Origin of the sequence: Streptomyces sp. NPDC050508 (assembly GCF_040655155.1) — a bacterium.
In the GTDB taxonomy this organism is placed as follows: Bacteria; Actinomycetota; Actinomycetes; order Streptomycetales; family Streptomycetaceae; genus Streptomyces.
This window is the reverse complement of the sequence record NZ_JBFAJJ010000005.1, coordinates 321,510-347,927: the sequence shown is the minus strand read 5'-3', so window position 1 is coordinate 347,927 and position 26,418 is coordinate 321,510. Positions and strand designations below refer to the sequence as shown.

26 protein-coding genes and 1 pseudogene are annotated in these 26,418 nt (G+C 69.6%); 14 read left to right on the top strand and 13 right to left on the bottom strand.

Annotated elements, in window-relative coordinates; translation table 11 throughout:
- Positions 1-72: 72 nt before the first annotated feature.
- A complete protein-coding gene (argH, locus tag AB0I69_RS17105) occupies positions 73-1,506 on the bottom strand; it encodes an argininosuccinate lyase (RefSeq protein ID WP_363096443.1) in 1,434 nt (477 codons plus the stop codon).
- 244 nt (positions 1,507-1,750) lie between these two features.
- Here argH and AB0I69_RS17100 point away from each other — a divergent pair, with 244 nt between their 5' ends.
- Both AB0I69_RS17100 and AB0I69_RS17095 read left to right on the top strand, forming a co-directional pair.
- Positions 1,751-2,626, top strand: coding sequence for a hypothetical protein (locus AB0I69_RS17100; RefSeq protein WP_363096442.1), 876 nt, complete (start codon positions 1,751-1,753; stop codon positions 2,624-2,626).
- Between the two features lie 131 nt (positions 2,627-2,757).
- A complete protein-coding gene (locus AB0I69_RS17095) occupies positions 2,758-3,462 on the top strand; it encodes a L,D-transpeptidase family protein (protein ID WP_363096441.1) in 705 nt (234 codons plus the stop codon).
- 113 nt (positions 3,463-3,575) lie between these two features.
- On the opposite strand, the gene AB0I69_RS17090 is transcribed toward AB0I69_RS17095, so the two are convergent.
- Complete coding sequence (locus tag AB0I69_RS17090) at positions 3,576-5,087, bottom strand: HAMP domain-containing sensor histidine kinase (protein WP_363096440.1); 1,512 nt, start codon at positions 5,085-5,087, stop codon at positions 3,576-3,578.
- Positions 5,087-5,824 carry a response regulator transcription factor gene (locus AB0I69_RS17085; RefSeq protein ID WP_363096439.1) on the bottom strand — a complete coding sequence of 246 codons (738 nt, stop codon included), beginning with the start codon at positions 5,822-5,824 and terminating at the stop codon, positions 5,087-5,089. The genes AB0I69_RS17090 and AB0I69_RS17085 overlap by 1 nt, the downstream gene beginning before the upstream one ends.
- Before the next feature lie 151 nt (positions 5,825-5,975).
- Here AB0I69_RS17085 and AB0I69_RS17080 point away from each other — a divergent pair, with 151 nt between their 5' ends.
- The 5 genes from AB0I69_RS17080 to AB0I69_RS17060 all read left to right on the top strand — a co-directional run bounded on the left by AB0I69_RS17080 (position 5,976) and on the right by AB0I69_RS17060 (position 10,886).
- Positions 5,976-7,328 carry a ferredoxin reductase family protein gene (locus tag AB0I69_RS17080; protein ID WP_363096438.1) on the top strand — a complete coding sequence of 451 codons (1,353 nt, stop codon included), beginning with the start codon at positions 5,976-5,978 and terminating at the stop codon, positions 7,326-7,328.
- A 7-nt stretch (positions 7,329-7,335) separates the two neighbouring features.
- Positions 7,336-7,827: an FMN-binding protein gene (locus tag AB0I69_RS17075; RefSeq protein ID WP_363096437.1), complete on the top strand. Its 492-nt coding sequence runs from the start codon at positions 7,336-7,338 to the stop codon at positions 7,825-7,827.
- Between the two features lie 75 nt (positions 7,828-7,902).
- Positions 7,903-9,285, top strand: a complete 1,383-nt coding sequence (locus tag AB0I69_RS17070) for a ferredoxin reductase family protein (RefSeq protein WP_363096436.1) — start codon at positions 7,903-7,905, stop codon at positions 9,283-9,285.
- A 19-nt stretch (positions 9,286-9,304) separates the two neighbouring features.
- Positions 9,305-10,090, top strand: coding sequence for an FMN-binding protein (locus tag AB0I69_RS17065; protein ID WP_363096435.1), 786 nt, complete (start codon positions 9,305-9,307; stop codon positions 10,088-10,090).
- Positions 10,083-10,886, top strand: coding sequence for an FAD:protein FMN transferase (locus AB0I69_RS17060; RefSeq protein ID WP_363096434.1), 804 nt, complete (start codon positions 10,083-10,085; stop codon positions 10,884-10,886). Before AB0I69_RS17065 ends, AB0I69_RS17060 begins: the two co-directional genes overlap by 8 nt.
- An 82-nt stretch (positions 10,887-10,968) precedes the next feature.
- Here AB0I69_RS17060 and AB0I69_RS17055 read toward each other — a convergent pair whose 3' ends face one another.
- The 5 genes from AB0I69_RS17055 to argC are packed head-to-tail and all read right to left on the bottom strand — an operon-like array spanning position 10,969 to position 15,847.
- Positions 10,969-11,508, bottom strand: coding sequence for an arginine repressor (locus tag AB0I69_RS17055; RefSeq protein WP_317885682.1), 540 nt, complete (start codon positions 11,506-11,508; stop codon positions 10,969-10,971).
- 19 nt (positions 11,509-11,527) lie between these two features.
- On the bottom strand, positions 11,528-12,715 hold the full coding sequence (locus AB0I69_RS17050; RefSeq protein WP_363096433.1) for an acetylornithine transaminase: 1,188 nt from the start codon (positions 12,713-12,715) through the stop codon (positions 11,528-11,530).
- Positions 12,712-13,671: an acetylglutamate kinase gene (gene argB, locus AB0I69_RS17045; protein ID WP_363096432.1), complete on the bottom strand. Its 960-nt coding sequence runs from the start codon at positions 13,669-13,671 to the stop codon at positions 12,712-12,714. The genes AB0I69_RS17050 and argB overlap by 4 nt, the downstream gene beginning before the upstream one ends.
- The gene (gene argJ / locus AB0I69_RS17040) at positions 13,668-14,822 is read right to left on the bottom strand and encodes a bifunctional glutamate N-acetyltransferase/amino-acid acetyltransferase ArgJ (RefSeq protein WP_363096431.1); all 1,155 of its coding nucleotides are present in this window, start codon (positions 14,820-14,822) and stop codon (positions 13,668-13,670) included. Before argJ ends, argB begins: the two co-directional genes overlap by 4 nt.
- The gene (argC, locus tag AB0I69_RS17035) at positions 14,819-15,847 is read right to left on the bottom strand and encodes an N-acetyl-gamma-glutamyl-phosphate reductase (RefSeq protein WP_363096430.1); all 1,029 of its coding nucleotides are present in this window, start codon (positions 15,845-15,847) and stop codon (positions 14,819-14,821) included. The genes argJ and argC overlap by 4 nt, the downstream gene beginning before the upstream one ends.
- Before the next feature lie 147 nt (positions 15,848-15,994).
- Between argC and AB0I69_RS17030 the strand changes: the two genes are divergently transcribed.
- The gene (locus AB0I69_RS17030) at positions 15,995-16,153 is read left to right on the top strand and encodes a hypothetical protein (protein WP_363096429.1); all 159 of its coding nucleotides are present in this window, start codon (positions 15,995-15,997) and stop codon (positions 16,151-16,153) included.
- Positions 16,154-16,207: 54 nt separating this feature from the next.
- Here the strand turns inward: AB0I69_RS17030 and AB0I69_RS17025 are convergent, their stop codons facing one another.
- Positions 16,208-16,366 carry a hypothetical protein gene (locus AB0I69_RS17025; RefSeq protein WP_363096428.1) on the bottom strand — a complete coding sequence of 53 codons (159 nt, stop codon included), beginning with the start codon at positions 16,364-16,366 and terminating at the stop codon, positions 16,208-16,210.
- A gap of 62 nt (positions 16,367-16,428) precedes the next feature.
- Here AB0I69_RS17025 and AB0I69_RS17020 point away from each other — a divergent pair.
- Positions 16,429-16,596 (top strand): annotated as a pseudogene (locus tag AB0I69_RS17020) (transposase domain-containing protein); the annotation flags it as partial.
- A 179-nt stretch (positions 16,597-16,775) separates the two neighbouring features.
- Here AB0I69_RS17020 and AB0I69_RS17015 read toward each other — a convergent pair.
- Positions 16,776-18,161, bottom strand: a complete 1,386-nt coding sequence (locus AB0I69_RS17015) for an MFS transporter (protein WP_363096427.1) — start codon at positions 18,159-18,161, stop codon at positions 16,776-16,778.
- Between the two features lie 125 nt (positions 18,162-18,286).
- On the opposite strand from AB0I69_RS17015, the gene AB0I69_RS17010 reads away from it, so the two are divergent.
- Positions 18,287-19,174 (top strand): helix-turn-helix domain-containing protein, encoded by an 888-nt coding sequence (locus tag AB0I69_RS17010; RefSeq protein ID WP_363096426.1) that lies wholly within the window; start codon positions 18,287-18,289, stop codon positions 19,172-19,174.
- 316 nt (positions 19,175-19,490) lie between these two features.
- Here the strand turns inward: AB0I69_RS17010 and AB0I69_RS17005 are convergent, their stop codons facing one another.
- A complete protein-coding gene (locus AB0I69_RS17005) occupies positions 19,491-20,114 on the bottom strand; it encodes a hypothetical protein (protein ID WP_363096425.1) in 624 nt (207 codons plus the stop codon).
- Between the two features lie 60 nt (positions 20,115-20,174).
- On the opposite strand from AB0I69_RS17005, the gene AB0I69_RS17000 reads away from it, so the two are divergent.
- Positions 20,175-20,816: a hypothetical protein gene (locus tag AB0I69_RS17000; RefSeq protein WP_363096424.1), complete on the top strand. Its 642-nt coding sequence runs from the start codon at positions 20,175-20,177 to the stop codon at positions 20,814-20,816.
- 105 nt (positions 20,817-20,921) lie between these two features.
- Here AB0I69_RS17000 and AB0I69_RS16995 read toward each other — a convergent pair whose 3' ends face one another.
- A complete protein-coding gene (locus AB0I69_RS16995; protein ID WP_363096423.1) occupies positions 20,922-21,536 on the bottom strand; it encodes an ABATE domain-containing protein in 615 nt (204 codons plus the stop codon).
- Positions 21,537-21,617: 81 nt separating this feature from the next.
- On the opposite strand from AB0I69_RS16995, the gene AB0I69_RS16990 reads away from it, so the two are divergent.
- From AB0I69_RS16990 to AB0I69_RS16980, 3 genes are all read left to right on the top strand, one after another.
- The gene (locus AB0I69_RS16990) at positions 21,618-22,850 is read left to right on the top strand and encodes a cysteine desulfurase (RefSeq protein ID WP_363096422.1); all 1,233 of its coding nucleotides are present in this window, start codon (positions 21,618-21,620) and stop codon (positions 22,848-22,850) included.
- Between the two features lie 62 nt (positions 22,851-22,912).
- Positions 22,913-23,404, top strand: a complete 492-nt coding sequence (locus tag AB0I69_RS16985) for a MerR family transcriptional regulator (RefSeq protein ID WP_363096421.1) — start codon at positions 22,913-22,915, stop codon at positions 23,402-23,404.
- The gene (locus tag AB0I69_RS16980) at positions 23,401-23,841 is read left to right on the top strand and encodes a carboxymuconolactone decarboxylase family protein (RefSeq protein WP_363096420.1); all 441 of its coding nucleotides are present in this window, start codon (positions 23,401-23,403) and stop codon (positions 23,839-23,841) included. The genes AB0I69_RS16985 and AB0I69_RS16980 overlap by 4 nt, the downstream gene beginning before the upstream one ends.
- Here AB0I69_RS16980 and AB0I69_RS16975 read toward each other — a convergent pair.
- Entirely contained in the window at positions 23,828-26,314 is a 2,487-nt protein-coding gene (locus AB0I69_RS16975; RefSeq protein ID WP_363096419.1) for an alpha-L-arabinofuranosidase C-terminal domain-containing protein, read from the bottom strand. The genes AB0I69_RS16980 and AB0I69_RS16975 overlap by 14 nt on opposite strands.
- Positions 26,315-26,418: the final 104 nt, after the last annotated feature.

The following is a 26,418-nucleotide window of genomic DNA, read 5'->3' as shown; positions in this document are numbered from 1 at the left end:
GAGGTGCGTTTGGCGGGTGCGCGTACGTCGTGGTTGCTCGCGCCGTTCCCCGCGCCCCTGAAAAACTCGCCCCTACCGCTTGTTTTTAGCCGTCGCCCACTCGTGCTGAACCGCCAAGTCCCGCTTCACCTCTGCCAGCTGGATCGCCACCGCGCTCGGGGCCGTACCGCCACGCCCGTTGCGGGACGCCAGGGCGCCGGGGACGTTGAGGACGGAGCGGACCTCGGGGGTCAGGTGGGCGGAGATCTTCGCGAACTCTTCATCCGTCAGGTCGGCCAGTTCCTTGTTCTCGGACTCGGCCACCTTCACGCACTCGCCGGCGACCTCGTGCGCCACCCGGAACGGGACGCCCTGCTTGACCAGCCACTCGGCGATGTCGGTGGCGAGGGAGAAGCCGGCCGGGGCCAGTTCCTCCATGCGCTCGCGGTGGACGGTCAGGGTGGCCATCATGCCGGTGAACGCCGGGAGCAGGATCTCCAGTTGGTCGATGGAGTCGAAGACCGGCTCCTTGTCCTCCTGGAGGTCGCGGTTGTACGCCAACGGGAGCGCCTTGAGCGTCGCCATGAGGCCCGTCAGGTTGCCGATCAGGCGGCCCGACTTGCCGCGCGCCAGCTCCGCGATGTCCGGGTTCTTCTTCTGCGGCATGATCGAGGAGCCCGTGGAGAACGCGTCGTGCAGGGTCACGAAGGAGAACTCCTTCGTGTTCCAGATGATGATCTCCTCGGCGATCCGGGAGAGGTTCACCCCGATCATCGCGGTGATGAAGGCGAACTCGGCGACGAAGTCGCGCGAGGCCGTGCCGTCGATCGAGTTGGCGACCGAGCCGTGCTCGAAGCCGAGGTCCTTCGCCACCGCCTCCGGGTCCAGGCCGAGGGAGGAACCGGCGAGCGCGCCGGAGCCGTACGGCGAGACGGCCGTGCGCTCGTCCCACTGGCGCAGCCGCTCCGCGTCCCGGGACAGCGGCTGGACGTGGGCCAGCATGTGGTGGGCGAACAGCACCGGCTGGGCGTGCTGGAGGTGGGTGCGGCCGGGCATCGCCACGTCCGGGTGCGCCTCCGCGAGGCCGATCAGCGCGTCCTGGAGGTCGGCGATCAGGCCACCGATCGTCCGGGCGTGGTCGCGCAGGTACATCCGGAAGAGGGTGGCGACCTGGTCGTTGCGCGAGCGGCCGGCCCGCAGCTTGCCGCCGAGGTCGGGGCCGAGGATCTCCAACAGGCCGCGTTCCAGGGCCGTATGGACGTCCTCGTCGGCGATCGTGCCGACGAGGGAGCCGTCGGCGACGTTCGCTTCGAGTTGGTCGAGGCCTGCGAGCATCCGGTTCAACTCGTCGTCCGTGAGGAGGTTCGCCTTGTGCAGCACGCGCGCGTGGGCGCGGGAACCGGCGATGTCGTAGGGCGCGAGCCGCCAGTCGAAGTGGACGGACGCGGACAGCTTCGCCAGGGCCTCGGCGGGACCGTCGGCGAAACGACCGCCCCAGAGCCGTACGTCACCGCTGTTGCTGCTCACTTGCGCTGCTCCTCAAAGGCTGTGGATGGGTCGTCGTTCTGCGTTGTCCCGTTGCAGTATCTCGCTGCATCGTCCTGCCGCATCGTCTCGCATGCATGATTATGCAGAGCGATGCATGATTCGTCAATTTGAAAGGTCCTTGAACAACAGCAACCGCTTTCCCGTACCTCTCGCCGGACGCAGGCGCCGCGTTTCTCCCCACGAGTCACCTCCAGTTCACCCCTGACCCGAGTGAGGCATTCGCATGTCCAGGGCTCTCCCCAAGTACAACAAGCGTCGTGTCGTGTTCATCGGCGGTGCCGCCGCCGTGGTGCTGTCCGGCGCGATCATCGCCGGTTCCGCTCTGGCCGGGACGCCGGACAAGAGCAGCACCGCGCAGAGCGCCCGGACGCTGGCCGACCCGGGGACGATCACCTGCCCCGACGTGAAGTCGCAGCTGCCCGCCGTTCCGGCTTCGGCGCAGGCCGAGGTCGATCGGAACCTCGCGCTGCTCGACACGCAGATCGCCGAGGCCAACAAGCGACTCGTCGACACCGTCGGACAAGGCGGGGCCAACTTCGTCCAGAACGCCATCCTCGGTCCCCTGAAGGACAAGCGCGTGTCCACCATCGACCGGATCGCCATCTCCATCGGGCGTCAGGGCACCAAGCCGACCGGGCTCGACTCCCTGGCCGCCTGCACCCTGAACGCCGGCGGGACCGACGTCGGCGGGGCCCAGACGGGCGGAACCGACACCGGTACCGAGACCGGTTCGACCGACACCGCGACCCCGAGCGCCACGGCGTCCGCCACCGACGCGGCCGGCGGAACGGACACCACCACGGCGGCCGGGACCATCTCGTGCCCCGACGTGAAGTCGCAGCTGCCTGCCGTCCCGGCTTCGGCGCAGGCCGAGGTCGACCGGAACCTCGCCCTGCTCGACACGCAGATCGCCGAGGCCAACAAGCGACTCGTCGACACCGTCGGACAAGGCGGCGCCAACTTCGTCCAGAACGCGATTCTCGGCCCGCTGGAGGACAAGCGCACCTCCACGATCGACCGGATCGCCATCGCCATCGGCCGTCAGGGCACCAAGCCCGCCGGCCTCGACTCCCTGGCCGCCTGCACGCTCACCAAGTGACGTGACAGGCAGCCGTGGCCGCCCCGATGAACGCCGGCCGGGGCGGCCACGGTGACGTCCGGGCCAGGAAATCCCGCCTGTTCGGCCCATCTGAGCTGCCGTCAGCGCTCCCGCCCTCTACCGTCTGAGCCATGCGTCCCGGTGTGCTCGCCCTTGCGTCCGCGTCCCTGCTTCTGCTGCTCGGTGCGGTGCCCGCGCGTGCCGCGGAGCCGCCGCGTCCGTCGTTGCTCGCGGATACCGGGGGTGGCGGTCAGCTGATCCTGGCGGCGGCACCGCGCGCGAACTCCACGTCGGGGACGCTCAGTTGGTGGGAGCGGCGGGGTGGGGCGTGGGTGAAGGTCGGTTCCGCGACCGCTCGGTTCGGGGCGAAGGGGCTTGTCGAGGGTGGGGCGCGCAAGCAGGGGTCGTACACGACTCCCACCGGGTTGTACGGCCTGCCGTATGCCTTCGGGATCAAGGCGGCTCCGGGTGGGACCAAGGCCAAGTACCGGCGGGTGGGCGGGAGTTCGTGGTGGTGTGAGGACACTCGGTCTCGGGTCTACAACCGGTGGAGTGAGCCGCTGGCTCGTGACTGTCGGGCGTCCGAGTCCGAGCGGTTGATCTCTTATGCGACGCAGTATGCGTATGGGTTCGTCGTCGGGTTCAACTACTCCAAGCCTGTGAAGGGGCGTGGGGCCGGGATCTTTTTGCATGTCCACGGGCGTGGGGCTACTGCTGGTTGTGTGTCTGTGCCGGTGGATGCGATACGGAGGATCTTGCGGTGGGTTGATCCTGGGCGTTCGCCGCATATTGCGATTGGAACGGTGAGCGGGGTTACGGCGATCACTCGGTACTGAAGTGCGAGAGCGCCGTTCAGTTTTCGGTTGTACGGCGGGTGCGGGCCGGATGTGGCTGGTCGCGCCCACGCGGCGGAGCCGCAAATCGACACAGCCCCGCGCCCCTAGGTACGTCAACTCGGCGGAAGTTTCACCGTGAACGTCGTTGAACCCGGGCGGCTCTCCAACGCCACGCTTCCTCCGTGCGCCTCCGTCACCGCTGCCACGATCGACAGGCCCAGGCCCGCTCCTCCTCCGCTTCCTCCCCCGCCCTCTGTTCGTCGGCGGTCTGCTCGGGTGAAGCGTTCGAAGACTCCCGGCTGGATCTCCCTCGGGACTCCGGGGCCGTCGTCGTGGACCACCAGGCGGGTCGCCCCGCCTTCCGCCTCCGCCTCCACCGCCACCGTCACCTTCGTGCCAACAGGTGTGTGCAAACGTGCGTTGGCCAACAGGTTGGCCAACACCTGTTGGAGGCGGTGGGCGTCGCCCGTGACCGTTACCGGTTCCTCGGGGAGTTCCAGGGTCCAGCGGTGGTCGGGGCCCGCGGCGCGTGCGTCGGCGATGGCGTCGAGGACCAGGCGGGTGAGGTCGACGGGACGGCGTTCGAGGGGGCGGCCCGCGTCGAGGCGGGCGAGGAGGAGCATCTCGTCGACCATCACGCCCATGCGGGCGGACTCGGCCGTGATGCGCTCCAGCGCCCTGGTCACCTTGGGCGGGACGGGGTCCGGGTGCAACAGGGCGAGTTCGGCGTGGCCCCGGATTGACGCCACCGGGGTGCGCAGCTCGTGGCTGGCGTCGGCGGCGAAGCTGCGCAGCCGTTCCTCGCTGGCGTGCCGGTGGGTGAGGGCGTCCTCGACATGGCCGAGCATGCGGTTGAAGGCACCGGCGAGCCGGCCCACCTCGCTGCGCGGGTCGGACTCGGGTGCCCGGGGCGGAAGGGTCACCTCGCCGTTGGCCAGCGGGAGTTCACTGACCCGGGTGGCTGTGGCGGCGACCCGGCTGAGCGGCCGTAGCGACCAGCGCACCCAGAGCGCGCCCGCGAACCCGGCGGCCAGGAGGGCGGCCCCGAAGACGATCGCGGCGACCGCCTCCAGGCGGTGGACGGCGGCCTCCACCGACTCCAGCGGGAGTCCGGTGATCATCACGTCGCCGTCCCGGCCCGCGGCGGCGAGGACGCGGTACTTGCCGAGGGACGAGAGGTGGATGGTGCGGGCCCTGCCGCCGACCGGGACCGCGGCGAGTTCCCGCCGGTCCCGCCCGGAGAGGGCGACCTTCAGGTCGGTCGTGGCGTCTTCCTTGTCGGCGGGCACGACGGCCGCGTTGGTGACGGTGCCGTCGACCAGGCGGGCGCCGAACGTGCCCGGCGCCTGCCGGCGGGTGTCACCGCGTTCCTTGTCGTCCGCATCGTGGTCGGTCAGCGCGGTCGGGTGCTCCAGGCTGGCCGGGAACTGCGTCCCGACCTCGGTCAGCTGCTGGTCGAGCCGGCCGGTGAGGAAGCCGTCCAGCTCGATCACCGCGGCCACCCCGACGGCGGCGCAGCTGACCGCGAGCAGCACCACCAGGCCCGCTGTCAGACGCGCCCGCAGGGTGTAAGGGCGGGGCAGCCGGCGCAGCCACCGCCCGACAGCACGCCGTCCCGTGTTCATCACGCCACCGGCTTGAGCACGTATCCGGCACCGCGCACGGTGTGGATCATGGGTGTGCGGCCCACGTCCACCTTCTTGCGCAGGTACGAGATGTACAGCTCGACGACATGGGCCTGGCCGCCGAAGTCGTAGGACCAGACGCGGTCGAGGATCTGGGCCTTGCTGAGGACGCGGCGCGGGTTGCGCATGAGGAAGCGGAGCAGTTCGAACTCGGTCGGCGACAGCTCGATGAGGTCGCCCGCACGGGTGACCTCGCGGGCCTCCTCGTCCATGACCAGGTCCCCGACGGTCATCCGGGGGCCCTCCTCCTGCTGGCGGGCCATGCCCGCGCGGCGCAGCAGTCCGCGCAGCCGGGCGACGACCTCCTCCAGGCTGAAGGGTTTCGTGACGTAGTCGTCGCCGCCCGCGGTGATGCCGGCGATGCGGTCCTCGACGGTGTCGCGGGCGGTGAGGAAGAGCACGCAGACGTCGGGCTTCACCTCGTGCAGGGAGCGCAGCACGGCGAAGCCGTCGGTGTCCGGGAGCATCACGTCGAGGACGACGGCGTCGGGCAGCAGCTCGCGCGCGCCGACGAGCGCGGAGGCTCCGTCGCCGGCCGTGCGGACGTTCCAGCCCTCGTAGCGCAGGGCGCCGGACAGCACCTCTGCGAGGTCGGGGTCGTCGTCGACTACCAGGACGCGCACGGGGGTGCCGTCGGGGCGAGTGAGGGCCGGTCGGCCGGAGCGGGTCGTGTTCATGGCGTTTACCAGCATCTCCCCTCGCGGCGTCCTCGGCTGCCGTGGGCCGCTCTGAGTTTCCTCTGAGAAAGCTGAGAAAGGAGCCCACTCAGAGATCCCTCAGAGGTTCGGCCGCCACAGTTGTGTGCAGGACGGGTGAAAGGACACACACATGACCACCGTGTACGAACGACGGACGGCACCGCCCGTGGCGCCGGCTCCCCGGCGTTCACCGGCGGGCTTGGTGCTCGGGCTGATCTGGGCCGGAGCGGCGGCCTCGGTCGCCCTCTGGTGGGTCGACACCGACTCGGTGGTCGGGGCGGCCGGCTGGCTGACCGGGATCGGGCGGATCGCCGGGCTGCTGTGCGGGTACGCCTGCGCGGTGCTCGTGGGTCTGATGGCCCGGGTGCCGCTGCTGGAGCGGCGGATCGGCTCGGACCGGGTGGCCCGCTGGCACGCGATGGCCGGCCGCTACACGATCTGCCTGCTGGTCGTGCACGTCGTGTTCATCCTGCTCGGCTACGCCGCCCAGGACCGTGCCTCGATCGTCCACGAGACGGTCACGGTGGTCCTGGACTACCCGGACATGCTGAAGGGCACGTTCGGGGCGATCATCCTGTTCGCGGTCGGCATCACCTCGGCCCGCGCCGCGCGCCGAAAGCTGAGCTACGAGTTCTGGTACTACGTCCACCTCCTCACGTACGTCGCCGTCTTCCTCGCCTTCTTCCACCAGCTGAGCCTGGGCAACGAGTTCAACGGCCACGCCGGAGCGACGGCCGCCTGGTACGGCCTGTACCTCGGTGTCGCGGCCCTGGTCCTCTGGTACCGGATCCTCGCCCCGGTGCGGCTCAACCTGCGGCACCGGCTGCGGGTCGAGTCCGTGCACCGGGAGGCGCCGGGCGTGTACTCCATCGTCGTACGCGGCCGGCATGTCGACGAACTCGGCGCGGAGGCCGGGCAGTTCTTCCGCTGGCGGTTCTTCGGCGAGGGCATGGGCTGGACGTCGACGCCGTACTCGCTGTCGGCGCCGCCCCGCCGGGACCTGCTGCGGATCACGGTCAAGGCGCTCGGCGACCACAGCGCGGCGGTGGCGTTGCTGCGGCCGGGTGCCCGGGTGTGGGCGGAGGGGCCGTACGGCGCGATGACCGCCGACCGGCGCACCGCGCACAAGTCGCTGCTGATCGCGGCCGGGGTCGGCATCACCCCGCTGCGGGCGCTGTTCGAGACGCTGCCCGGCGAGGTGACGCTGTTGTACCGGGCGCGTACAGCCGAAGACCTGGCGCTGGGCGGCGAGTTGGAGGCCGTCGCACAGTGGCGCGGGGCGAAGGTGCTGTACGCGCTCAACGGGCCGCAGGGGCAGCGACCGATGCTGACCGCCACGTCCCTGCGCGAGGCCGTGCCCGATCTCGCCGGGCACGACGTGTACATCTGCGGTCCGCACGCCTTCGCCCAGGACCTGTACGGGGCACTGCGCACCGCCGGTGTGCCGGACCGCCGTATCCACCACGAGTCGTTCGAGCTGTGAGGCCGTCGTGCATCCGTTGAAGAAGAACCGTCCGCTGCGCCGGATCGTGCTGGCGAGCGCGGTCACCGCGTCCGGTCTGGTGATGCTGCTGGCGCTGAAGCCGCACACCGCGCCCGAGATAGCGGCGGCACCCGCGCCGGCCCCGTCCAGCAGCTCCAGTGCCTCCGCCGGTTCCGGCAGTTCGAGTGGGTCCAGTGGGTCCAGTGGCTCGACCACGACCGGCACGAAGACCGTCACCGGCGAGACCGCGCAGACCCGTTGGGGTCCCGTGCAGGTGAAGATCACCGTGAAGAACGGCAAGATCACCGATGTCACCGCGGTCCAGTCACCGTCGGACAATCCGCGCGACCAGGAGATCAACTCCTATGCCCTGCCCCAGCTGAAGAGCGAGGCGCTCGCCGCGCAGAGCGCGAGCATCGACACCGTGTCGGGAGCCAGCTACACAAGTGACGGTTACCGCCAGTCACTCCAGTCCGCACTGGACTCCGCGGGACTCTGAACGCACAGGCGCAACGGCACGTACTTCAGGGCCAAGGGACCAGCCCACCCCCCTTGCCCCGTCCACGGAGGAACCGTGACCACCACGCTCGCAGGCGGACGTGCCGCCCGCCGACAGACGATGCGCCGCATCCGCCCGCGCCGCTCCCCAGCGACCCTGCTGCTGCTCGCCGTCTGGGCGGGCGCGGTCGGGGTGCTGTGGATGTGGTGGCACAACACGCCGTCCATCGCCGACCAGAACGGCAAGATCCTCAACGCGGGCCGTATCACCGGTCTGTTGGCCGGATATCTGATGGCACTGGTCGTGCTCCAGATGGCCCGCGTGCCCGCCCTGGAGCGGCGGGTCGGCTCAGACCGGGTCGCCCGCTGGCACGCGATGAGCGGCCGCTACACGCTCTGCCTGGTCTTCGCCCACGTCTTCCTCATCATGTGGGGCTACGCCCTCCAGGCGGGCAAGACGCTGAACGACATCGTCCAGCAGACCATCGACTCGGTGAACCAGCTGCCCGACATGGGCAAGGCCGCCATCGGGACCGGCCTGTTCCTCCTCATCGGCCTCTCGTCGATCGGCGCCGTCCGCCGCAGGCTGCCGTACGACACCTGGTACCACGTACATCTGCTGACGTACGCGGCCGTGTTCCTGACGTTCTGGCACCAGATCACCACCGGCAACGACTTCGCGCTGACGCCGATCGCCAAGACCGTCTGGTACGGGCTGTACGGCACGGTGACCGCGCTGGTGGTCTGGTACCGGATCCTCACCCCGATCCGCCTCAACCTGCGGCACCGGATGTACGTCGAGGCGGTCATCGAGGAGACGCCCGGCATCGTGTCCGTGCTGATCGGCGGGCGCAAGCTGCACCGGATGGGCGCGGAGGCCGGGCAGTTCTTCCGGTGGCGGTTCCTGGCGCCGGGCATGCGGCTCAGCTCGCACCCGTACTCGCTGTCGGCTGCGCCCCGCCCGAACATGCTGCGGATCACGGTCAAGGCGATCGGCGACCACAGCGCCCAGCTGCGCGAACTGCGGCCCGGCACCAAGGTGTGGGCCGAGGGCCCGTACGGCGCGCTGACCTCGCAGCGGCGCACCCGCGGCAAGGTGCTGCTGGTCGCGGGCGGCGTCGGCATCACACCGATGCGGGCACTGTTCGAGACGCTGCCGGGAGCGGCCGGTGACATCACGCTGCTCTACCGGGCCAACACCACCCAGGACCTGGCACTGTGGGACGAGTTGGCGAAGATCGCCGACGAGCGCGGCGCCCGCCTGATGTACGCGGTCAACAGCCCCGACGGGGAACGCCCCGACATCTCGGCGGACTCCCTGCGCCGGAAGCTGCCCGACATCGACAACCACGACGTCTTCATGTGCGGGCCGCCCGGCTTCGCGCAGTCGGTCTACGAAGCACTGCGCGGCGCGGGGGTCCCCGCCCGCCGTATCCATCACGAGTCGTTCGAGATGTGAGCGACGGGAGTCAGGAGCAATGAAGAAGAGCCACCCCATCCGGCGTGTTCTGCTCGCGAGCGCCGCCACCGTGTCCGGGATCGTTCTGCTGCTCTCCCTGAAGCCGGCGACCGACTCCTCCTCGGCGTCCGCGCAGGGAGCGGCGGCCCAGCAGACCGCCGCCGCGCAGGAGTCGCCCCAGGGCGGTGCCGCGGCGGCCGGGACCTCGACGGTCACGGGCGCCGCCACCCAGACCGAGTACGGGGTCGTCCAGGTGCGCCTGACGGTCGCGAACGGGAAGATCACCAAGGCCGAGGCCGTGCAGGCGCCGCACGGCGGCACCAGCGACCAGAAGACCGCGCTGTCCGTGCCCAAGCTCAACCAGGAAGCGGTCGCCACCCAGAGCGCGGACATCACGTCCGTGTCCGGGGCGACCTACACCAGCGGCGGCTACAAGAAGTCCCTGCAGTCGGCCATCGACAAGATGAAGACCGCCGGTGCCAACACGGCGGCCCCGTCCCAGAGTTCGGCCGCCGCGGCGCCCGCCGCGCAGGCCAAGACCGTCACCGGTGATGTCGTGACGACCGAGTACGGGCCCGTCCAGGTCCGGATCACGGTCGCGGGCGGCAAGATCACCAAGGCCGAGGCGGTGCAGGCCCCGAGTGGCGGGACCAGCGACCAGAAGACGGCACTGTCGATCCCCAAGCTCAACCAGGAGGCCGTGGCGGCCGGGAGCGCGAGCATCGACTCCGTGTCGGGTGCGTCGTACACGAGCGGCGGTTACAAGAAGTCCCTTCAGTCCGCGCTGGACAAGGCCGGTGTCTGACACGGTGACCGATCCCGCGGAGGCTCCCGCCGCGTTGCGGCACGCCGAGGAGGTCATGGGGACGGTGTTCTCCTTCGACATCCGCGGCGGGGAGCCCGAGGCCGTCCGGACCGCGCTGGACCAGGCGGTGGCCCAACTGCACCGCGTGAACGAGGTGTTCAGCACCTACCGCGACGACAGTCAGGTCTCCCGGCTGGCCCGCGGCGAGCTGACCGTGGCCGAGTGCGACGCCGAGGTCGCCGAGGTGCTGGAGCTGGGCGCCGAGGCGGAGCGGGTGAGTGCCGGCTGGTTCAGCACCAAGTACGAGGGACAGCTCGACCCCACCGGGATCGTGAAGGGCTGGGCCGCCGAGCGTGCGGCCGAGCTGATCGCGGCGGCGGCCGGGGTGAGCGGGGTCAGTGTGAACGGCGGCGGCGACGTCCAGATGTTCGGTACGCCGGGAGCGCACCGCCCCTGGCGGGTCGGCGTCTCCGATCCCCTCCGCCCGGGCGGTCTCGCGGCCGTGATCTCCGCCGCGGGCGCCGACGAACTGGCCGTGGCCACCTCCGGTACGGCGGAGCGCGGGGCGCACATCGTGGACCCGTCGACCGGCAAGTCCGCGGTGACGGACCTGGTCGCCGTCACCGTGGTGGCTCCTCGTCTGACCTGGGCCGACTGCTGGGCCACGGCCGCGTTCGCGATGGGTTCGCGGGAGGGTCTGGGCTGGCTGGAGTCGCTGCCGGACGTGGAGGCGCTGCTCATCACGGCGGGCGACGAGGTCCGCTGCACGGGCGGCCTGGCGGCCAGACTCGGCTGAAGCCGAAGCCCCATGCGAGTCGGGGGTGCACCGGAATCTTCCGGTGCACCCCCGACTCGTTGTATGCGCGGGTACGGGTACGTCAGTGGTCGTTCTGCGCCAGCCGCAGCAGATGGTCCGCGAGGGCCTGCCCACCGAGCGGGTCCCGGCTGATCAGCAGCAGCGTGTCGTCGCCGGCGATGGTGCCGAGGATGTCCTGGAGCTCCGCCTGGTCGATCGCCGAGGCGAGGAACTGGGCGGCGCCCGGCGGGGTGCGCAGGACCACGAGGTTGGCGGAGGCCTCCGCGGAGATCAGCAGCTCCGCCGAGAGCCGCCGCATCCGCTCCTCCTTCGCCGACTCCCCCAGCGGCACGCGCGGGGTGCGGAAGCCGCCCTCGCTCGGTACCGCGTAGATGAGGTCGCCGTCGTTGTTGCGGATCTTCACCGCGTTCAGCTCGTCCAGGTCCCGGGAGAGCGTCGCCTGGGTGACACTCAGCCCGTCGTCGGACAGCAGCTTCGCCAACTGGCTCTGGGAACGCACCGGTTGCCGGTTGAGGATGTCCACGATCCGGCGGTGGCGGGCGGTGCGGGTCTGCGGCACGGCCGGCCCCGCGGGGTGCTCGTGCTCCTGCGCCTGACTCATCGTCGACTCATTCTCCGGATCATCCGTCCCCCTTGGCCACGTCCAGGACACCGGGCAGCGCCCGGAGGAACGCGTCCGCCTCGTCGTCGCCGAGGTTCAGCGGTGGCATCAGCCGTACGACATCGGGGGCGGGCGCGTTGACCAGGAAACCGGCGTCCTGAGCCGCCTGTTGCACCTGGGGCGCGAGCGGCTCGGTGAGCACGATACCCAGGAGGAGGCCCGCACCCCGGACATAATCGATCAACGGGTGGCCCAGCGACTCGATTCCGTCACGGATCTTCTCGCTCTGCCGCTTCACGTTCTCCAGCAGACCCTCGGCCTCGATGGTGTCGAGTACGGCGAGTCCGGCGGCGCAGGCGACCGGATTGCCGCCGAACGTCGTGCCGTGCTGGCCCGGCTGGAGCAACTCGGCAGCGCGCCCGAAGGCGACGGTGGCGCCGAGCGGCAGCCCGCCGCCGAGCCCCTTCGCGAGGGTCACGACATCGGGCAGGACACCTTCGTGGGCCTGGTACTCGAACCAGTGCCCGGTACGGCCGATCCCGGTCTGCACCTCGTCCAGGACCAGCAGCGCCCCGTGGGCCGCGGTGATCGCACGGGCGGCCTTCAGATACCCGGCAGGCGGTACGACGACCCCGTTCTCGCCCTGGATCGGCTCGATGATGACGAGCGCGGTGTCCTCGGTGACGGCGGCGGCGAGTGCCTGCGCGTCGCCGTAGGGCACATGCGTCACATCACCGGGCAGCGGCAGGAACGGTGCCTGCTTGGCGGGCTGGCCGGTGAGGGCGAGGGAGCCCATCGTCCGGCCGTGGAAGGCGCCCGTGGTGGCGACCATGTGCTGACGGCCCGTCAACCGGCCGATCTTGAAGGCGCCTTCGTTGGCCTCGGCGCCCGAGTTGCAGAAGAACACCTTGCCGTCCCGGCCGAAGCGCTCAAGGAGCCGTTCGGCGAGGGCGACGGGCGGTTCGGCGATGAACAGGTTGGAGACATGGCCGAGTTCGGCGATCTGCTTGCTGACGGCCTCGACGATCGCCGGGTGGGCGTGACCGAGCGCGTTGACCGCGATACCGCCGACGAAGTCGACGTACTCGTTGCCGTCGGCGTCCCACAGCCTGGCGCCCGCACCGCGGACGAGGGGAAGCGTCGGGGTGCCGTAGTTGTTCATGAGCGACCCCTGCCACCGCTGGGTCAGCTCCTCATTGGCGGTCATACGGCATTCCCCTGCTTCTTGCCGGACTTCTTGGCGGACTTCTTCTTTGCTGACTTCGGGTCGGGCAGCTCGTCCGGCACGACCATCGTGCCGATGCCCTCGTCGGTGAAGATCTCCAGCAGGATCGAGTGCTGGACCCGGCCGTCGATGACCCGGGCGGTGGTCACACCGTTGCGCACGGCGTGCAGACAGCCCTCCATCTTCGGCACCATTCCGGAGCTCAACTCCGGGAGCAGCTTTTCGAGTTCGGTGGCCGTGAGGCGGCTGATCACCTCGTCGCTGTGGGGCCAGTCCTCGTAGAGACCCTCGACGTCCGTGAGGACCATGAGGGTTTCGGCCCCAAGCGCCGCAGCGAGTGCCGCAGCCGCCGTATCAGCATTGACGTTGTAGACATGTCCGTCGTCCTCGCTCCTCGCGATCGACGAGACGACCGGGATACGGCCGTCGGCGAGCAGAGCCTCGATCGCGCCCGTGTCGATCGCGGTGATCTCACCCACCCGCCCGATGTCGACCAACTCCCCGTCGATCTCGGGCAGATGCTTGGTGGCGGTGATGGTGTGCGCGTCCTCGCCGGTCAACCCGACGGCGAGCGGCCCGTGTTGGTTGAGCAGCCCGACCAACTCGCGCTGCACCTGCCCGGCAAGCACCATCCGTACGACGTCCATGGCGTCCTCGGTGGTGACGCGCAGGCCGGCCTTGAACTCGCTGACGATGCCGTGCCGGTCGAGGGCGGCGCTGATCTGCGGGCCGCCGCCGTGCACGACGACGGGCTTGAGCCCCGCGTGGTGCAGGAACACGACGTCCTGGGCGAACGCGGCCTTCAGGTCCTCGTCGATCATGGCGTTGCCGCCGAACTTGATGACGACGGTCTTTCCGTTGTGCCGGGTCAGCCAGGGCAGCGCCTCGATGAGGATCTGCGCCTTGGGCAGCGCGGTGTGCTTGCGAGTAGTGCTCATGACGAGTACGCGCTGTTCTCGTGGACGTAGTCGGCGGTGAGGTCGTTGGTCCAGATCGTCGCGGTCTCGGACCCGGCGGCGAGGTCGGCGACGATGTGCACCTCGCGGTAGCGCATGTCGACCTTGTCGCGGTCCTCGCCGACACCGCCGTTCTTGCAGACCCACACACCATTGATGGCGACGTTGAGCTGGTCGGGTTCGAAGGCGGCCTGGGTCGTGCCGATCGCGGACAACACCCGGCCCCAGTTGGGGTCTTCGCCGTGGATCGCGCACTTGAGGAGGTTGTTGCGGGCGATGGAGCGACCCACCTCGACGGCGTCGTCCTCGCTCGCGGCGTTGACGACCTCGACCTTGATGTCCTTGCTGGCGCCCTCGGCGTCCCGGATCAGCTGCTGGCCGAGGTCGTCGCAGACAGCACGGACGGCCTCGGCGAACTCCTCGTACTCCGGGGTGACTTGGGAGGCGCCGGAGGCGAGCAGCAGCACGGTGTCGTTGGTGGACATGCAGCCGTCGGAGTCGACGCGGTCGAAGGTCGTGCGGGTGGCGGCCCGAAGTGCCTTGTCCAGTACGTCGCTCTCGACGTCGGCGTCGGTGGTGAGGACGACGAGCATGGTGGCGAGGCCGGGGGCGAGCATGCCCGCGCCCTTGGCCATGCCGCCGACGGTCCAGCCGTCCTTGGTGGTCACGACGGCGGTCTTGTGGACGGAGTCCGTGGTCTTGATGGCGATGGCGGCCTTCTCGCCGCCGTGTGGGGAGAGTTGACCGGCAGCGGCCTCGACTCCCGGCAGTAGCTTGTCCATCGGGAGCAACAGCCCGATGAGCCCGGTGGAGGCGACGGCCACCTCGGCGGCGTTCAGGCCCAGCGTGTCGGCGACCTTCTCGGCGGTGGCGTGGGTGTCCTGGAAGCCCTTCGGCCCCGTACAGGCGTTGGCGCCACCGGAGTTGAGGACGACGGCGGATACCTGACCGCCCTTCAGTACCTGTTCCGACCACAACACCGGTGCGGCTTTGACGCGGTTGGAGGTGAAGACGCCCGCGGCGGCGAGGCGGGGCCCGTTGTTGACCACGAGGGCCAGGTCCGGGTTGCCGTTCTCCTTGATCCCGGCCGCGATGCCCGCGGCCGTGAATCCCTGTGCTGCCGTCACACTCACGGCGCGACTCCGATCGTAGAAAGCCCGGTGGTCTCGTCGAGCCCGAGGGCGAGGTTCATGCTCTGGACGGCACCGCCCGCGGTGCCCTTGGTCAGGTTGTCGATGGCGCTGATCGCGATGATGCGGCCCGCGGCCTCGTCGTACGCGACCTGCACCTGAACGGCGTTGGAACCGTAGACGGACGCCGTCGCCGGCCACTGCCCCTCGGGGAGCAGGAACACGAAGGGTTCGTCGGCGAAGGCCTTCTCGTAGGCGGCACGCACGGACTCGCCGGTGACACCGGGCCTGGCCTTGGCGCTGCAGGTGGCGAGGATGCCGCGGGGCATCGGCGCGAGGGTGGGCGTGAAGGAGACGGTGACGGTCTCACCGGCCGCGTCACCCAGATTCTGAATGATCTCGGGGGTGTGCCGGTGGCCGCCGCCGACGCCGTACGGCGACATGGAGCCCATGACCTCGGAGCCCAGGAGGTGAGCCTTGGGCGCCTTACCGGCACCCGAGGTCCCGGAGGCGGCGACGATCACGGCCTCGTTCTCGGCGAGCCCGGCGGCGTACGCCGGGAAGAGCGCGAGGGAGGCTGCCGTCGGATAGCAACCGGGCACGGCGATGCGCTTGGACCCCTCCAACGCGGCGCGGGCACCCGGGAGTTCGGGCAGGCCGTAGGGCCAGGTGCCGGCGTGTGCGGAGCCGTAGAAGCGCTCCCAGTCGGCCGCGTCCTTCAGCCGGAAGTCGGCGCCCATGTCGACGACGAGGACGTCCGGGCCGAGCCGCTCGGCGACGGCGGCGGACTGGCCGTGGGGCAGGGCGAGGAAGACGACGTCGTGTCCGGCGAGGACCTCGGGGGTGGTTTCCTGGAGTACACGGTCGGCGAGCGGCAGCAGGTGCGGTTGCAGCGCGCCGAGCTTCTGTCCGGCGTTGGAGTTGCCGGTCAGGGCACCGATCTCGACCTCGGGGTGCGCCAGGAGCAGACGCAGCAGTTCCCCACCCGCGTATCCACTCGCTCCGGCCACTGCCGCACGTACCGCCATGGAACCCTCCTCTTCGATGGCATGACTATACGTTTCGTTGCACGTTTATGCAATCTGGGTGAGTGGGTATGCAGACGGGTCGCCGTGACTGAGACTTTTGGTTGGCGGGTGAGCGCGTCAGTTGGCGGATCTTGATCCCGTAACGCCGTGCGGGCGAAGCAGCGGCATCGCCCCGGACTTGAGGTGATGGCGTCAACGGGCCGGAAGCACGGCTTCGAGTCGCTGGAGGAGATGCGGCTGCTGGTTGCGCTGGATTTCCTGAGTGCATCGGAGGTGCTGGCCCAAGCCGTTCCGGCTGGACTTTGAGTACGAGGGCGGCCAGTCCTGGCACGTCCCGGACTTCCTGGCCGTGATCGGCGGTCAGGAGGGGCGGGTGATGACGCTCTCCGAGTTAGCGGACGCGACCAGCGTGCCTTCCGGTGGACGATCGAAGACGTCCACGGTCAGTTCGGTCGGCTCGTCCTGACGGATGACTGCGGTCGCGCGGAGACCCGCTCGTTCCGTTGGCTCATCAACCATGCTGACCTGCGGCTCCTCCCGAACAAATCTGATCCGACCGCCTCATCGACCGCATCGCGAATGTGGTATCCGCGGGTGGGCGGTTGGCCCTGGCGTTGTTCGCCGATGACGACTGTGCGGAGGTCGCCGCACGGCTGGCCGGCACTCTCATGAGGTGGGGTTGCCGGGATGCCGGCTGGGAGGTGCTGACCTCGGGTGGGATCACCCAGACCCGCCAGCGGCTGGGCGAGGAGCCGTTGCGGCCCTCCGCCACTGATCATCGACCAGCTCGCCCAGCCGATCCGAAGGTCGGGGTGCCCCTCACCCGGCCGAGGCGAGGTGAGGAGCGCCCACACGATGTGCGCCGCCCGGCTCCCTCAGGTCGAGTTCATTACCGGGCCCCGCGCCGGACATCCCCGTCACCGTCCCGTCAGCTGCGGCCGCGCGGCAGCATGAGGGCCGCGGCCGTGGTGGCTGTCAGCATCACAGCCGAGACGCACAAGGCGACCCGCAGACCCACAATGAACTCACCCCGGTCCGCGACCAGGGCTCCGAAGACGGCCACGGCGAGCGCGCCGCCCGTCTGCCGGAAGGAGTTCAGGATCCCGGCGGCCATTCCCGCCCGGTCTGCGGCGATGTCGTTCAGCAGGACGGCGGTGAGGGAAGGTACGAAGAAGCCCAGGCCGAGGCCGACCGGGATGAGCATCGCCGCGATCACTGGTCTGCTGGTGCCCTCGTCGATCCAGAGCAGGCCGAACATCGCCAGCGCGAAGATCGCTTGTCCCGTGGCGATCGGCATCCGCGGCCCAAAGCGTGCCGCAGCCCTGGCCGAGGCCAGGTTGGCTCCGGCGATCACGGCCATCATCGGTAGGAACATCAGCCCCGCGGCCACGGCGGACAGGTTCAGAACGTCCTGAAAGAACAGGCTCAGCATGAACACCAGCCCGTAGAACGCCGCATTGCCGACGAAGCCGATCGCGACCGAAACCGTCACCGTGCGCGAACGGAAGAGGTCGAGCGGGACCAACGGCGCGGCGGTACGCGCCTCGATCATGATGAACGCCGCCGTCGCCACTACGGCGAGCCCCAGGCAGCCCAGTACCACGGGCTCGCCGAAGCCGTTCTCCCCTCCGTCGATCACCGCGAAGGTGAGCGCTGCGAGCGCGACGATCGCCGTGAGCTGGCCGTACGGATCGAGCGGCGTGGCACGGCGCGGCGAGCGCTCCGCGCGGGTCAACACCGCGAGGGTGGCGATGCCGACGGGCAGGTTGACGATGAAGATCGCCCGCCAGCTCAGAGTGCTGGACAGCACCCCGCCGGCCACCGGGCCGGCCGCAACCGCGACGGCTCCGCCGGCGGTCCACAGCGCGATGGCCCGTGCCCGTTCCACTGCGTCCGGGAAGGCCTGCCGGACGAGGGCCAGCGAGGACGGCAGCATGATCGCCGCCGCGCTCCCCTGGATCAGGCGGGCTGCGATCAACTCGCCCAGCCCCGGCGCCAGTCCACAGGCCGCCGAGGCGACCGTGAAGACCGCGACGCCGGCGCCGAACGCGCGGCTCGCCCCGATACGGTCGGAGAGCGTGCCCGCGGAAAGCAGGAGCGCGGCGAACATCAGCGTGTAGGCGTCCACGATCCACTGCAGTCCCGCCGTACTGCCGCCGAAGGTCCGCCCGATCCCGGGCAGCGCCACGTTCATCGCCATGGTGTTGAGGTTGAGCAGAAAGATGCCCATGAACGTGGTCGCCAGGATCAGTTTCGGTGCGGCCGTGCGTTGCCGGGCATCCTGTGACGCGCGGGCTGGTTCAAGAGTGGTCATCCGTCCAGACTGGTGAGGTTCGCTAGGGCGAGGCAGACCGTGATCTTCCGGGGTGCGCCACAGGTGGGTGCAACAGGGCCAGGCTCCAGGCCGGCCCCCTGATCACACGCTGGCAGAATGACGACATGACTGAGTTCGGGAAGTTTCTGCGGGCTCGCCGTGGCGACGTACGCCCTGCAGACGTCGGACTGCCCGCAGGAACCGGCACGCGCCGTACGCCGGGTCTGCGCCGGGAGGAGCTGGCGGCGCTGGCCGGTGTGAGCATCGACTACTACATTCGTCTGGAACGCGGCAAGGAGACCCGTCCGAGCCCCTCCGTGGTCGAGGCGCTGGCCGACGCGCTCCGCCTCAACCCGGAGGAGAGCGGCTTCCTGCACGAGTTGGCGGCGCGGGCGGCGCGGCGTGCGCCCGAGCCCCGTCCCCTGCCGTCACGGCGGGTCCGTCCGACCGTCACACAGCTTCTGGAGACGCTCCGGCCCAACCCTGCGTACGTCGTGAGCCGCACCAACGACCTGCTGGCGGCCAATCCCGGCGGGCTGCGGCTGCTCCACGGCATCGCCGACTGGCCGGAGCGGCAGCGGAACACCGTCCGGTACACCTTCCTGCACCCAGCTGCCCGCGAACTGTGGGCGGACTGGGAACAGAAGGCCAAGGGGTGCGTCGCCCAGTTGCGGGCGATCGCCGGCACCGATCCGGATGCCCCGGATCTCGCCGCACTCGTAGGTGAGCTGATCGTCAAGAGCCCCGACTTCAACCGGCTCTGGGAGCGGTACGAGGTGCACACGATCGGCGACGGCGAGAAGACGCTCCGACACCCGGAGGTCGGCACGATGACGCTCTCGCACGAAGGGCTGTCCCTCAACCGCGCACAAGGCCAGCGCCTCGTCATCTACATGGCGCCGCCCGGCAGCCCGGACCACGACAGGATGACGCTCCTCGACCTCGCCGCCTCCGGCCCGTCCGTCGGTTCCGGCGAGACGGCGCCCGTCTCACCCTCCCGGAGACAGGGCTAGGCGCTCACGAAATCCCGATCGACGAAATGTTGTCCATCCGCAGGCGATGCCCGGTTCGGTGAACACGGCCATCGTCTCCAGGCGGAGGGTCTGGCAGTGCTGGTCGATGGTGGTCCAGGTGGCGGGGGGCCGTCGGCCGTCGGGGTTCGCTGACACCGGCGAGTAGCGGGCTGATGACCTTGTCGCGGAGGGTGGTTGGAGCCGCGATGATGCGGGCGGGTGCCAGGGTCAGGACTCCGGCCGGCTCGGCGCGGATCCGGGGCTTGTTCAGATCGATCCCGCCGACGCGGGTGGCGCCGAGTTGGGAGGACTCGGTTCAGGCAGCGGTCTTCCGGACCGAGCGGGGTCGGGCGCACAGAGCGGGCAGTCGAGCGCACTCTTCGGCGTCAGCCAGGCCCTCCCCCAGTGCCAGGAGCGAGAGGAGCTGTACCGGGCGGCCGGCGGTGGCCGCGGCGTCCAGTTTGTGGTGGCCGTCGAGGAGGAAGTGGGTCAGGCCCCAGTGCCGGGACTGGTCGTCGCCGAAGCCGCCCGCGGGCTCGCACACGTCCAGCGTCGAGACCGCCACAGCCGTCGGGACCGCGCCCCGGCCCATGAGCTCGACGTACTCCTCGACGCGCTCCCGCTCGTTCCACGTCGGGGGAACCATGGGCACGATGAACTCATAGAGGTGGGCGGACGCGTCGACCGCGGTCTCGAAGGTCCGGTAGTAGGGCGTGTGCGGGTACTCCGGGAGGCCCCAGAACTGGTCGATCCCCCACGAGTCCACCTGCTCGCCGCTGAAGTAGTCGCCCTCCCGGCCCGGGATCACCAGGCGGGGCTCCACCCGCAGCAGCACCGGAAGGTACTCGCCCTCCGGCAGCAACGCGCCGAACGCGTCGATCACACCGCCGTCGCCGGGAGCGGCCAGCGTCCCGGTGAGCCGCTCCCGTACGTCGTCCAACGACAACTTCTGCTTCGCGGTCTCCAGCCGACGGAACAGAAACGGGCACGTTCCACACCAGTGGCTGAGCTCGAAGGCGGGCTCCCCGTCGACCACGAGCAACCTGCGCCCCGGCCGACCCCCGCTCTCCCCCTGCTCCGCCTCGAAGCGCAACCTCGCCTCGGGGTCCGGGACGCCGAGCCTCTGCGGCTCACCACACTTGATCATCACGAAGGGACCGTAAACGGACTCGGCGGATCGGCACCACCGCTTAAGGACGCGACGCCCTACCCTCATCGACGTGACGGAGCCAGTGGCAGCGACGGACCCTCCCCAGCCGCCCCTCCCACACGAGAACGCGCCGGGCACGGCACGCCTGCTCGCGCTGTCCGACGGGATATACGCCATCGCAAGGACAACTACCCGGACCGGTATCCGCTGGCCGTCTGGCCGGAGCTCGGCGGTTTCCTGCCCTTCGCGAACTCCTACGACGCGGACCACCTCGGCTGGCTCACCGCGGGCCCGGACCCGGACGCCTGGCCGCTGATCGTCTGGTCCCGCCACGCCGACCAGGAGCCCGCGCCGGAGGGCGGCCTGATCGACACGCTCCTCGCCTGGCAGCGCGGCACCCTGGCCACGGAGGGGCTGGCCGCGCTCGACGAGGAGGACGACCCCGTCGAGCACGACGGTTTCGAGGCGTGGGACGACAGCGCCTACTGGTGAGACGCCCGCAGCCTCAGCCGGCGATCATCCGGTTGCCGCGTCATCCCAAGCGCTCGGTGTCGTGTTCGCGCCGCGTGACCACACCGGCGTTGCCACGCAAGCGAGTTACTCCCCGCTCTCCCCCGCTCTCCCCCGCTTGGCCGCGTACGCCCGGGCCGCCCGCACCCGGTTCCCGCACTTGGTCGTGCACCAGCGCCGGGCTCCGTGCGAGCGCAGGAACCAGCGGGTGCAGCCCTGCGCGGCGCATGCGGTGAGCTGGTCGGCCTCGGGGCCGGTGAGCAGGTCGGTGGCGTCCTCGGCGAGGAGGGAGAGGGCCGCGGCTGCCGGGTTACCGGTGTCGGGTTCGTCGGCCCGGCGCGGGCCGTCGGCGGTCCAGGCGAGTCGGGGTGTCGAAGGGGCCGCCGCCAGCGCGGAGTTGACGGTGGCGAGGCTCTCGGCAGGCGGCGGGCGGCCGTCGCCGTACGCCTCGAAGAGCGTGCGCAGGGCTTCGCGCAGGGCGAGGAGCCGACCGGACTGTCGGCCGTTCAACGCCACCCGGTCGGGCAGCAGTTCATGGCGTACGAGCCACAGGTGGGCGGCCTCGGTGTCGTCGAGCAGGTCGACCGCGCCGTGGCTGAGGGTGAAACGCGTGTTGACCAGCGCCAGGGAGGGATAGCGGTCCTCGCCGGGGACGGCGAGCTGGTACAGGTAGACAGGGGCCTCGTGATCCACAGGTCTCATGGTAATGCTTGCGATTCTCCGTGAGGAGTCCTAGCGTGCCTCACGGAGAATCGACAGTGAAACCGTGAGAGGTGAGACATCGTGGCCTTCGATGTGGACGCGCTGCGCAAGGACTTCCCGATCCTGGAACGGACGATGGACAGCGGCGCCCGTCTCGTCTACCTCGACTCCGGCGCCACCACCCAGAAACCGCTCCAAGTCCTGGACGCCGAGCGGGACTTCTACCTCACTCGCAACGCCGCCGTGCACCGCGGCGCGCACCAGCTGGCAGGCGAGGCGACGGAGGCGTACGAGAGCGCGCGGCATACCGTCGCCCGGTTCGTCGGGGCTCACGACGACGAGATCGTCTTCACCAAGAACACCACCGAGGGCATCAACCTCGTCGCCTACGCACTGGGCAACGCGGGCCGGATCGGCCCCGGCGACCGGATCGTGGTCACGGAGATGGAACACCACGCCAACCTGGTCCCCTGGCAGCAGCTCGCCGAGCGCACGGGTGCGAGCCTCGACTGGTTCGGCCTGACGGACGAGGGCCGCCTGGACCTCACCCGGATCGACGAACTGCTCGACGAGCGCACCAAGGTCCTCGCCGTCGCCCACCAGTCCAACGTCCTCGGAACCATCAATCCCGTACGGCAACTCGCCGACCGCGCACACGAGTTCGGCACCCTGGTCGTGGTCGACGGCGCCCAGTCCGTCCCCCACCGCCCGGTCGACGTACGGGAGTCGGGCGCGGACTTCCTCGCCTTCTCCGGACACAAGATGCTCGGCCCGAACGGCATCGGCGTGCTGTGGGGGAGACGCGAACTCCTTGCCGGACTACCGCCGTTCCTCACCGGCGGTTCGATGATCGAGGTCGTCGAGATGGACCGCACGACCTTCCTGCCGCCGCCGCAGCGCTTCGAGGCGGGCGTCCCGATGACCTCCCAGGCGGTGGGGCTCGCGGCGGCCGTGGAGTACCTGGAGGCGCTGGGGATGGAGGAGGTCGCGGCCCACGAGGACCGGCTCACCGCCCGTGCTCTGTCGTTGCTCCAGGAAGTCCCCGGCGTCCGCGTCGTCGGCCCCCGTGACCTCACCGACCGCGGCTCGGCCGTCTCCTTCACGGTCGACGGCATCCATCCGCACGACGTCGGGCAGATCCTTGACGAACGGGGCGTGGCCGTCCGCGTCGGCCACCACTGCGCCCGCCCGATCGTGCGCCGGTACGGCATCCCGGCGACGACCCGGGCGAGCTTCTACGTCTACAACACTCCGGCCGAGGTCGATGCCCTGGTCGAGGGCGTTCGCGCAGCTCAGGACTACTTCGAAAAGTGATTCACGAGTGATCCTCGGCTGGGCTTGACCTGGAGCGCGCTCCAGGTTTTACCGTAGTGTTCATGACCAGCGGAGAGACCAGCCGCCAGACCGGCGGACAGCCCCTGAAGTCCCGCCCGCAGGACCGGGAACGCACCCTGACCATCGCCCAGGTCGCCGAGCGCACGGGCCTCTCGCACGACACGTTGCGCTACTACGAGAAGGCCGGCCTGATCGAGCGGGTCGGCCGGAGCACCGGCAACCAACGGCGTTACCAGGCAGCGGACTTGGCCTGGCTGGAGTTCCTGCTGCGGCTGCGCGAGACCGGCATGTCGATCGCGGACATGCAGCGGTTCGCGGCGCTGCGGGCGGCGGGGAACATCACGGTCGCCGACCGGCTGGCGATGCTCCGCGAGCACCGCGCCGAACTGGCCGACCGGATCAGGGCGTTGCGCCGCAACGCGTCCGCGCTGGACGAGAAGATCGACCACTACGAAGAGCTGCTCCTCGATGAACATGAACACGAACATGGACACGAGCAAGAGCAGCCGGGATCGGATGATGAGCTGACATGAGCGCTAGCACCACCCGTGAAGAGCGTTTCGCCCACGGCCTGGAGGTCCTCAAGCGGGTCGACGGCGAGGCCGGGCAGCGGGTCGTCGACTCGCTCTCCGACATCAACCCCGAACTGGGTCACCAGGTCGTCGCCTGGGCCTTCGGCGAGATCTACGACCGTCCCGGACTCGCCCCGCGCGACCGCCAGTTGGTGACGCTGGGCATGCTCACCGCGCTCGGCGGCTGCGAGGCCCAGCTCGATGTGCACGTGAACGCGGCCCTGAACGTGGGCCTCACGCCCGAGGAGATCATCGAGGCCCTGACGCACTCCGCGGTGTACTGCGGCATCCCCAAGGCGCTCAACGCCACCTTCGCCGCGAAGAAGGTCTTCGCCGAGCGTGGGCTGCTGCCGCTGGGACAGCAGCCCACGCAAGAGGCCCCGGCTACCTCTGTCTGATCCTCAGGAACGTGACGGAGTTCGCCGGGAAGGTGTAACTGAACTTGTCGGCAACGCCCTTGAAGGTGGACACGACCGGCGCGACCGCGGTGGCCGTCTCGCTGTTCACCGCGTCGGGCGCGGCGGCGAGCGTGGTCACCTTCGCCTTGGACGCGACCTTGGCACCGCCCAGGTCGATCGCCGTACGGGCCGCCGAGGACTGGTCGTTGACGACCTTGACGATCAGGTCACCGGTCTTCGCGTCCCTGGTGACGACCTGACGGAACGGCTCGGCCGGCTTGTCGTCGGCGAAGCTGCCCCACTCCTGCCCGTCGAGGTACAGGGTGACCTGACGGCCCCTCACCTTGATGTCGACGTCGTAGGCGCGGCCTGTCTCGATGGTCCCCGGCTTGGCGATCAGCGTCGACTTGCCGCCGTCCACGGCCTGTTCGACGGCGGTCTGGGTGTTGTTCCAGCCGCCCAGGTTCCACCAGTAGTAGTTGCCGGTGTCCTTGACGCCGAACGCGACGAGGAAGCCTTCCTTCCCGGACCGTTTCGTGGCCTTCACATGCAGGTCGTAGTCGTGCCAGGCCGGGTCGCCCGCCGAGACCATGGTGTTCTCGGCGGCGGTGTCGGTCTGGACGTACTGCCCGTCCTCAAGGCTCCAACTCCCGCCTCCCGTATGGGTCCACTGCGCCGCGTCACCGGAGAAGTCGTCGGAGAGCAGCGCCGAACCGTCCGCCGCCGTCACCTTCACATCGTCGTACGCCGCGCTCGTCGCCCAGGTCGACAGGCCGACCGCGCCGGAGATCGGGGCGACAAGTGACGGTGTGCCGGTGGCTGTTGACGGCACCACGCGGCTGCCGACGTTGTTCATGAACAGCTTCTGGACCTCGTAGTTGGCGGAGCCCCAGGACGCGTGGTTGTTGAACCACACCAGGTCCGGGCGCCACTGGACGTAGTCCTCGTTCGCGAACAGCGGGGCGTAGGAGGCGAGTTTGACGACGTCCGCGTTGCGTTCCAGGCCGGTCATGTACGCCGCTTCGGCGAGGCCGTTCTTGAACGCGTTGCCGCCGGAGGCGTATTCGCCGAGGAAGACCTTCGGGCCGGTGCGGTCGTAGGAGTCGTAGCGGTCGTTGTTCTGGAGGAACCACTGCGGGCTGTTGTAGTAGTGCTCGTCGACCATGTCGACCTTGGCGTCCTTGTTGAGCTGCCAGGCCGTGTCGAAGGTCGAACCGCTGTCGTCCGGGCCCGCGTTGGAGATCACGGTCATGTACGGGTACGCGGCCTGGATCGCCGTACGGAACTGGGTGAAGCGGGCGAAGAACTCGGTGGGGAGGTTCTCCTCGTTGCCGACCTCGATGTGGGTGAGGTGGAAGGGCTTGGGGTGGCCCATCTCTGCGCGCAGCCCGCCCCACTTCGACGTCACCGGTCCGTTGGCGAACTCGATGAGATCCAGGGTGTCTTGGATGTGTCGCTTGAGCAGCGCGGGGTCGTCGACGGCCTTGTTCTGGCCGCAGCCGGTCACCAGGGCCGGTACGACGGGCAGCGGCATCGCGCCGATGTCCTCGGCGAAGCGGAAGTACTCGTAGTAGCCCAGGCCGTAACTCTGGTTGTAGCCCCAGAAGTTGGAGTTCGTGGCGCGCGTCTCGACCGGGCCGATCGTGTCCTTCCACTGGTACGAGCGCTTGCGCTGGTAGCCGGAGGCGGCGCTGTAGTCCTCCATCGAGCCGGTGTTGACCAGGCAGCCGCCGGGGAAGCGCACGAAGCCCGGGTGCAGGGCGGCGATCTTCTCGGCGAGGTCCTTGCGCAGGCCGTTCGGCTCGTGCTTGTAGGTGTCGCGGGGGAAGAGGGACACCATGTCGAGGGCGGTCGCATCGGAGGAGGCGACGGTGAGGCGGCCTGCGGTGCTGGTGCGGGTCGCGGTGAACCTCGCCCGGTACTGGGCCCAGCCGTTCTTCCTCACCTTCACCTGGTGCGCGGTCGCCAGCGTGCCGCCGGTGTCCTGGAGGGCGACGGTGAGCGTGGTGCCGTTGTCGGCGCGGGCCCACACCGAGAAGTCGTACTTCTTGCCGTCCTCGACGGCGATGCCGGTGTTGTAACCGGCGTTCGTGACGGACGAACCGGCCTCCAGGGAAAGGTAGTTGCGGTTGGTCTCGTTGAGGCGGCCGGCGTCGTTCACCACCTGGGCCGTGCCCGCGACCGTCCAGGCGGTCAGCGGGGTGTACGACTTGTTGTCGTCGGTGGAGTACTCGAAGGACCGGTTCTGCACGAGCTCGGCGTACAGGCCGCCGTCGGCCGCGCGGTTGATGTCCTCGAAGAAGACGCCGTACATCGTCTTGTCGATCTTGGCGCCCTGCGTCGACGGGTCGACGGTGATCGCGTAGTCGGTGACGTCCTCGGCGTGGGCGGGCGCGGGGACGACGGCCGTCGCCAGCAGGAAAGCGCTTGCCGCTAAGGCAAGTCTCAGGCGGGTGCGGCTGGTGCGTGACATGGATACTCCGCGGCTCGTATCGGATCGTGCGCGATGCCCGAATGTCCAGTTCGAGATATCGGACGTCGGTCAGCACTTCGAACGGCAAGATAGGCAAGGGTCGT

Coding starts and splice junctions, on each gene's coding strand:
- AB0I69_RS17100 (WP_363096442.1), top strand. CDS start 1,751: ATGTCCAGGGCTCTCCCCAAGTACAACAAGCGTCGTGTCGTGTTCATC.
- AB0I69_RS17095 (WP_363096441.1), top strand. CDS start 2,758: ATGCGTCCCGGTGTGCTCGCCCTTGCGTCCGCGTCCCTGCTTCTGCTG.
- AB0I69_RS17090 (WP_363096440.1), bottom strand. CDS start 5,087: ATGAACACGGGACGGCGTGCTGTCGGGCGGTGGCTGCGCCGGCTGCCC.
- AB0I69_RS17085 (WP_363096439.1), bottom strand. CDS start 5,824: ATGAACACGACCCGCTCCGGCCGACCGGCCCTCACTCGCCCCGACGGC.
- AB0I69_RS17080 (WP_363096438.1), top strand. CDS start 5,976: ATGACCACCGTGTACGAACGACGGACGGCACCGCCCGTGGCGCCGGCT.
- AB0I69_RS17065 (WP_363096435.1), top strand. CDS start 9,305: ATGAAGAAGAGCCACCCCATCCGGCGTGTTCTGCTCGCGAGCGCCGCC.
- AB0I69_RS17055 (WP_317885682.1), bottom strand. CDS start 11,508: ATGAGTCAGGCGCAGGAGCACGAGCACCCCGCGGGGCCGGCCGTGCCG.
- AB0I69_RS17050 (WP_363096433.1), bottom strand. CDS start 12,715: ATGACCGCCAATGAGGAGCTGACCCAGCGGTGGCAGGGGTCGCTCATG.
- argB (WP_363096432.1), bottom strand. CDS start 13,671: ATGAGCACTACTCGCAAGCACACCGCGCTGCCCAAGGCGCAGATCCTC.
- argC (WP_363096430.1), bottom strand. CDS start 15,847: ATGGCGGTACGTGCGGCAGTGGCCGGAGCGAGTGGATACGCGGGTGGG.
- AB0I69_RS17025 (WP_363096428.1), bottom strand. CDS start 16,366: ATGGTTGATGAGCCAACGGAACGAGCGGGTCTCCGCGCGACCGCAGTC.
- AB0I69_RS17015 (WP_363096427.1), bottom strand. CDS start 18,161: ATGACCACTCTTGAACCAGCCCGCGCGTCACAGGATGCCCGGCAACGC.
- AB0I69_RS17010 (WP_363096426.1), top strand. CDS start 18,287: ATGACTGAGTTCGGGAAGTTTCTGCGGGCTCGCCGTGGCGACGTACGC.
- AB0I69_RS16995 (WP_363096423.1), bottom strand. CDS start 21,536: ATGAGACCTGTGGATCACGAGGCCCCTGTCTACCTGTACCAGCTCGCC.
- AB0I69_RS16985 (WP_363096421.1), top strand. CDS start 22,913: ATGACCAGCGGAGAGACCAGCCGCCAGACCGGCGGACAGCCCCTGAAG.
- AB0I69_RS16980 (WP_363096420.1), top strand. CDS start 23,401: ATGAGCGCTAGCACCACCCGTGAAGAGCGTTTCGCCCACGGCCTGGAG.
- AB0I69_RS16975 (WP_363096419.1), bottom strand. CDS start 26,314: ATGTCACGCACCAGCCGCACCCGCCTGAGACTTGCCTTAGCGGCAAGC.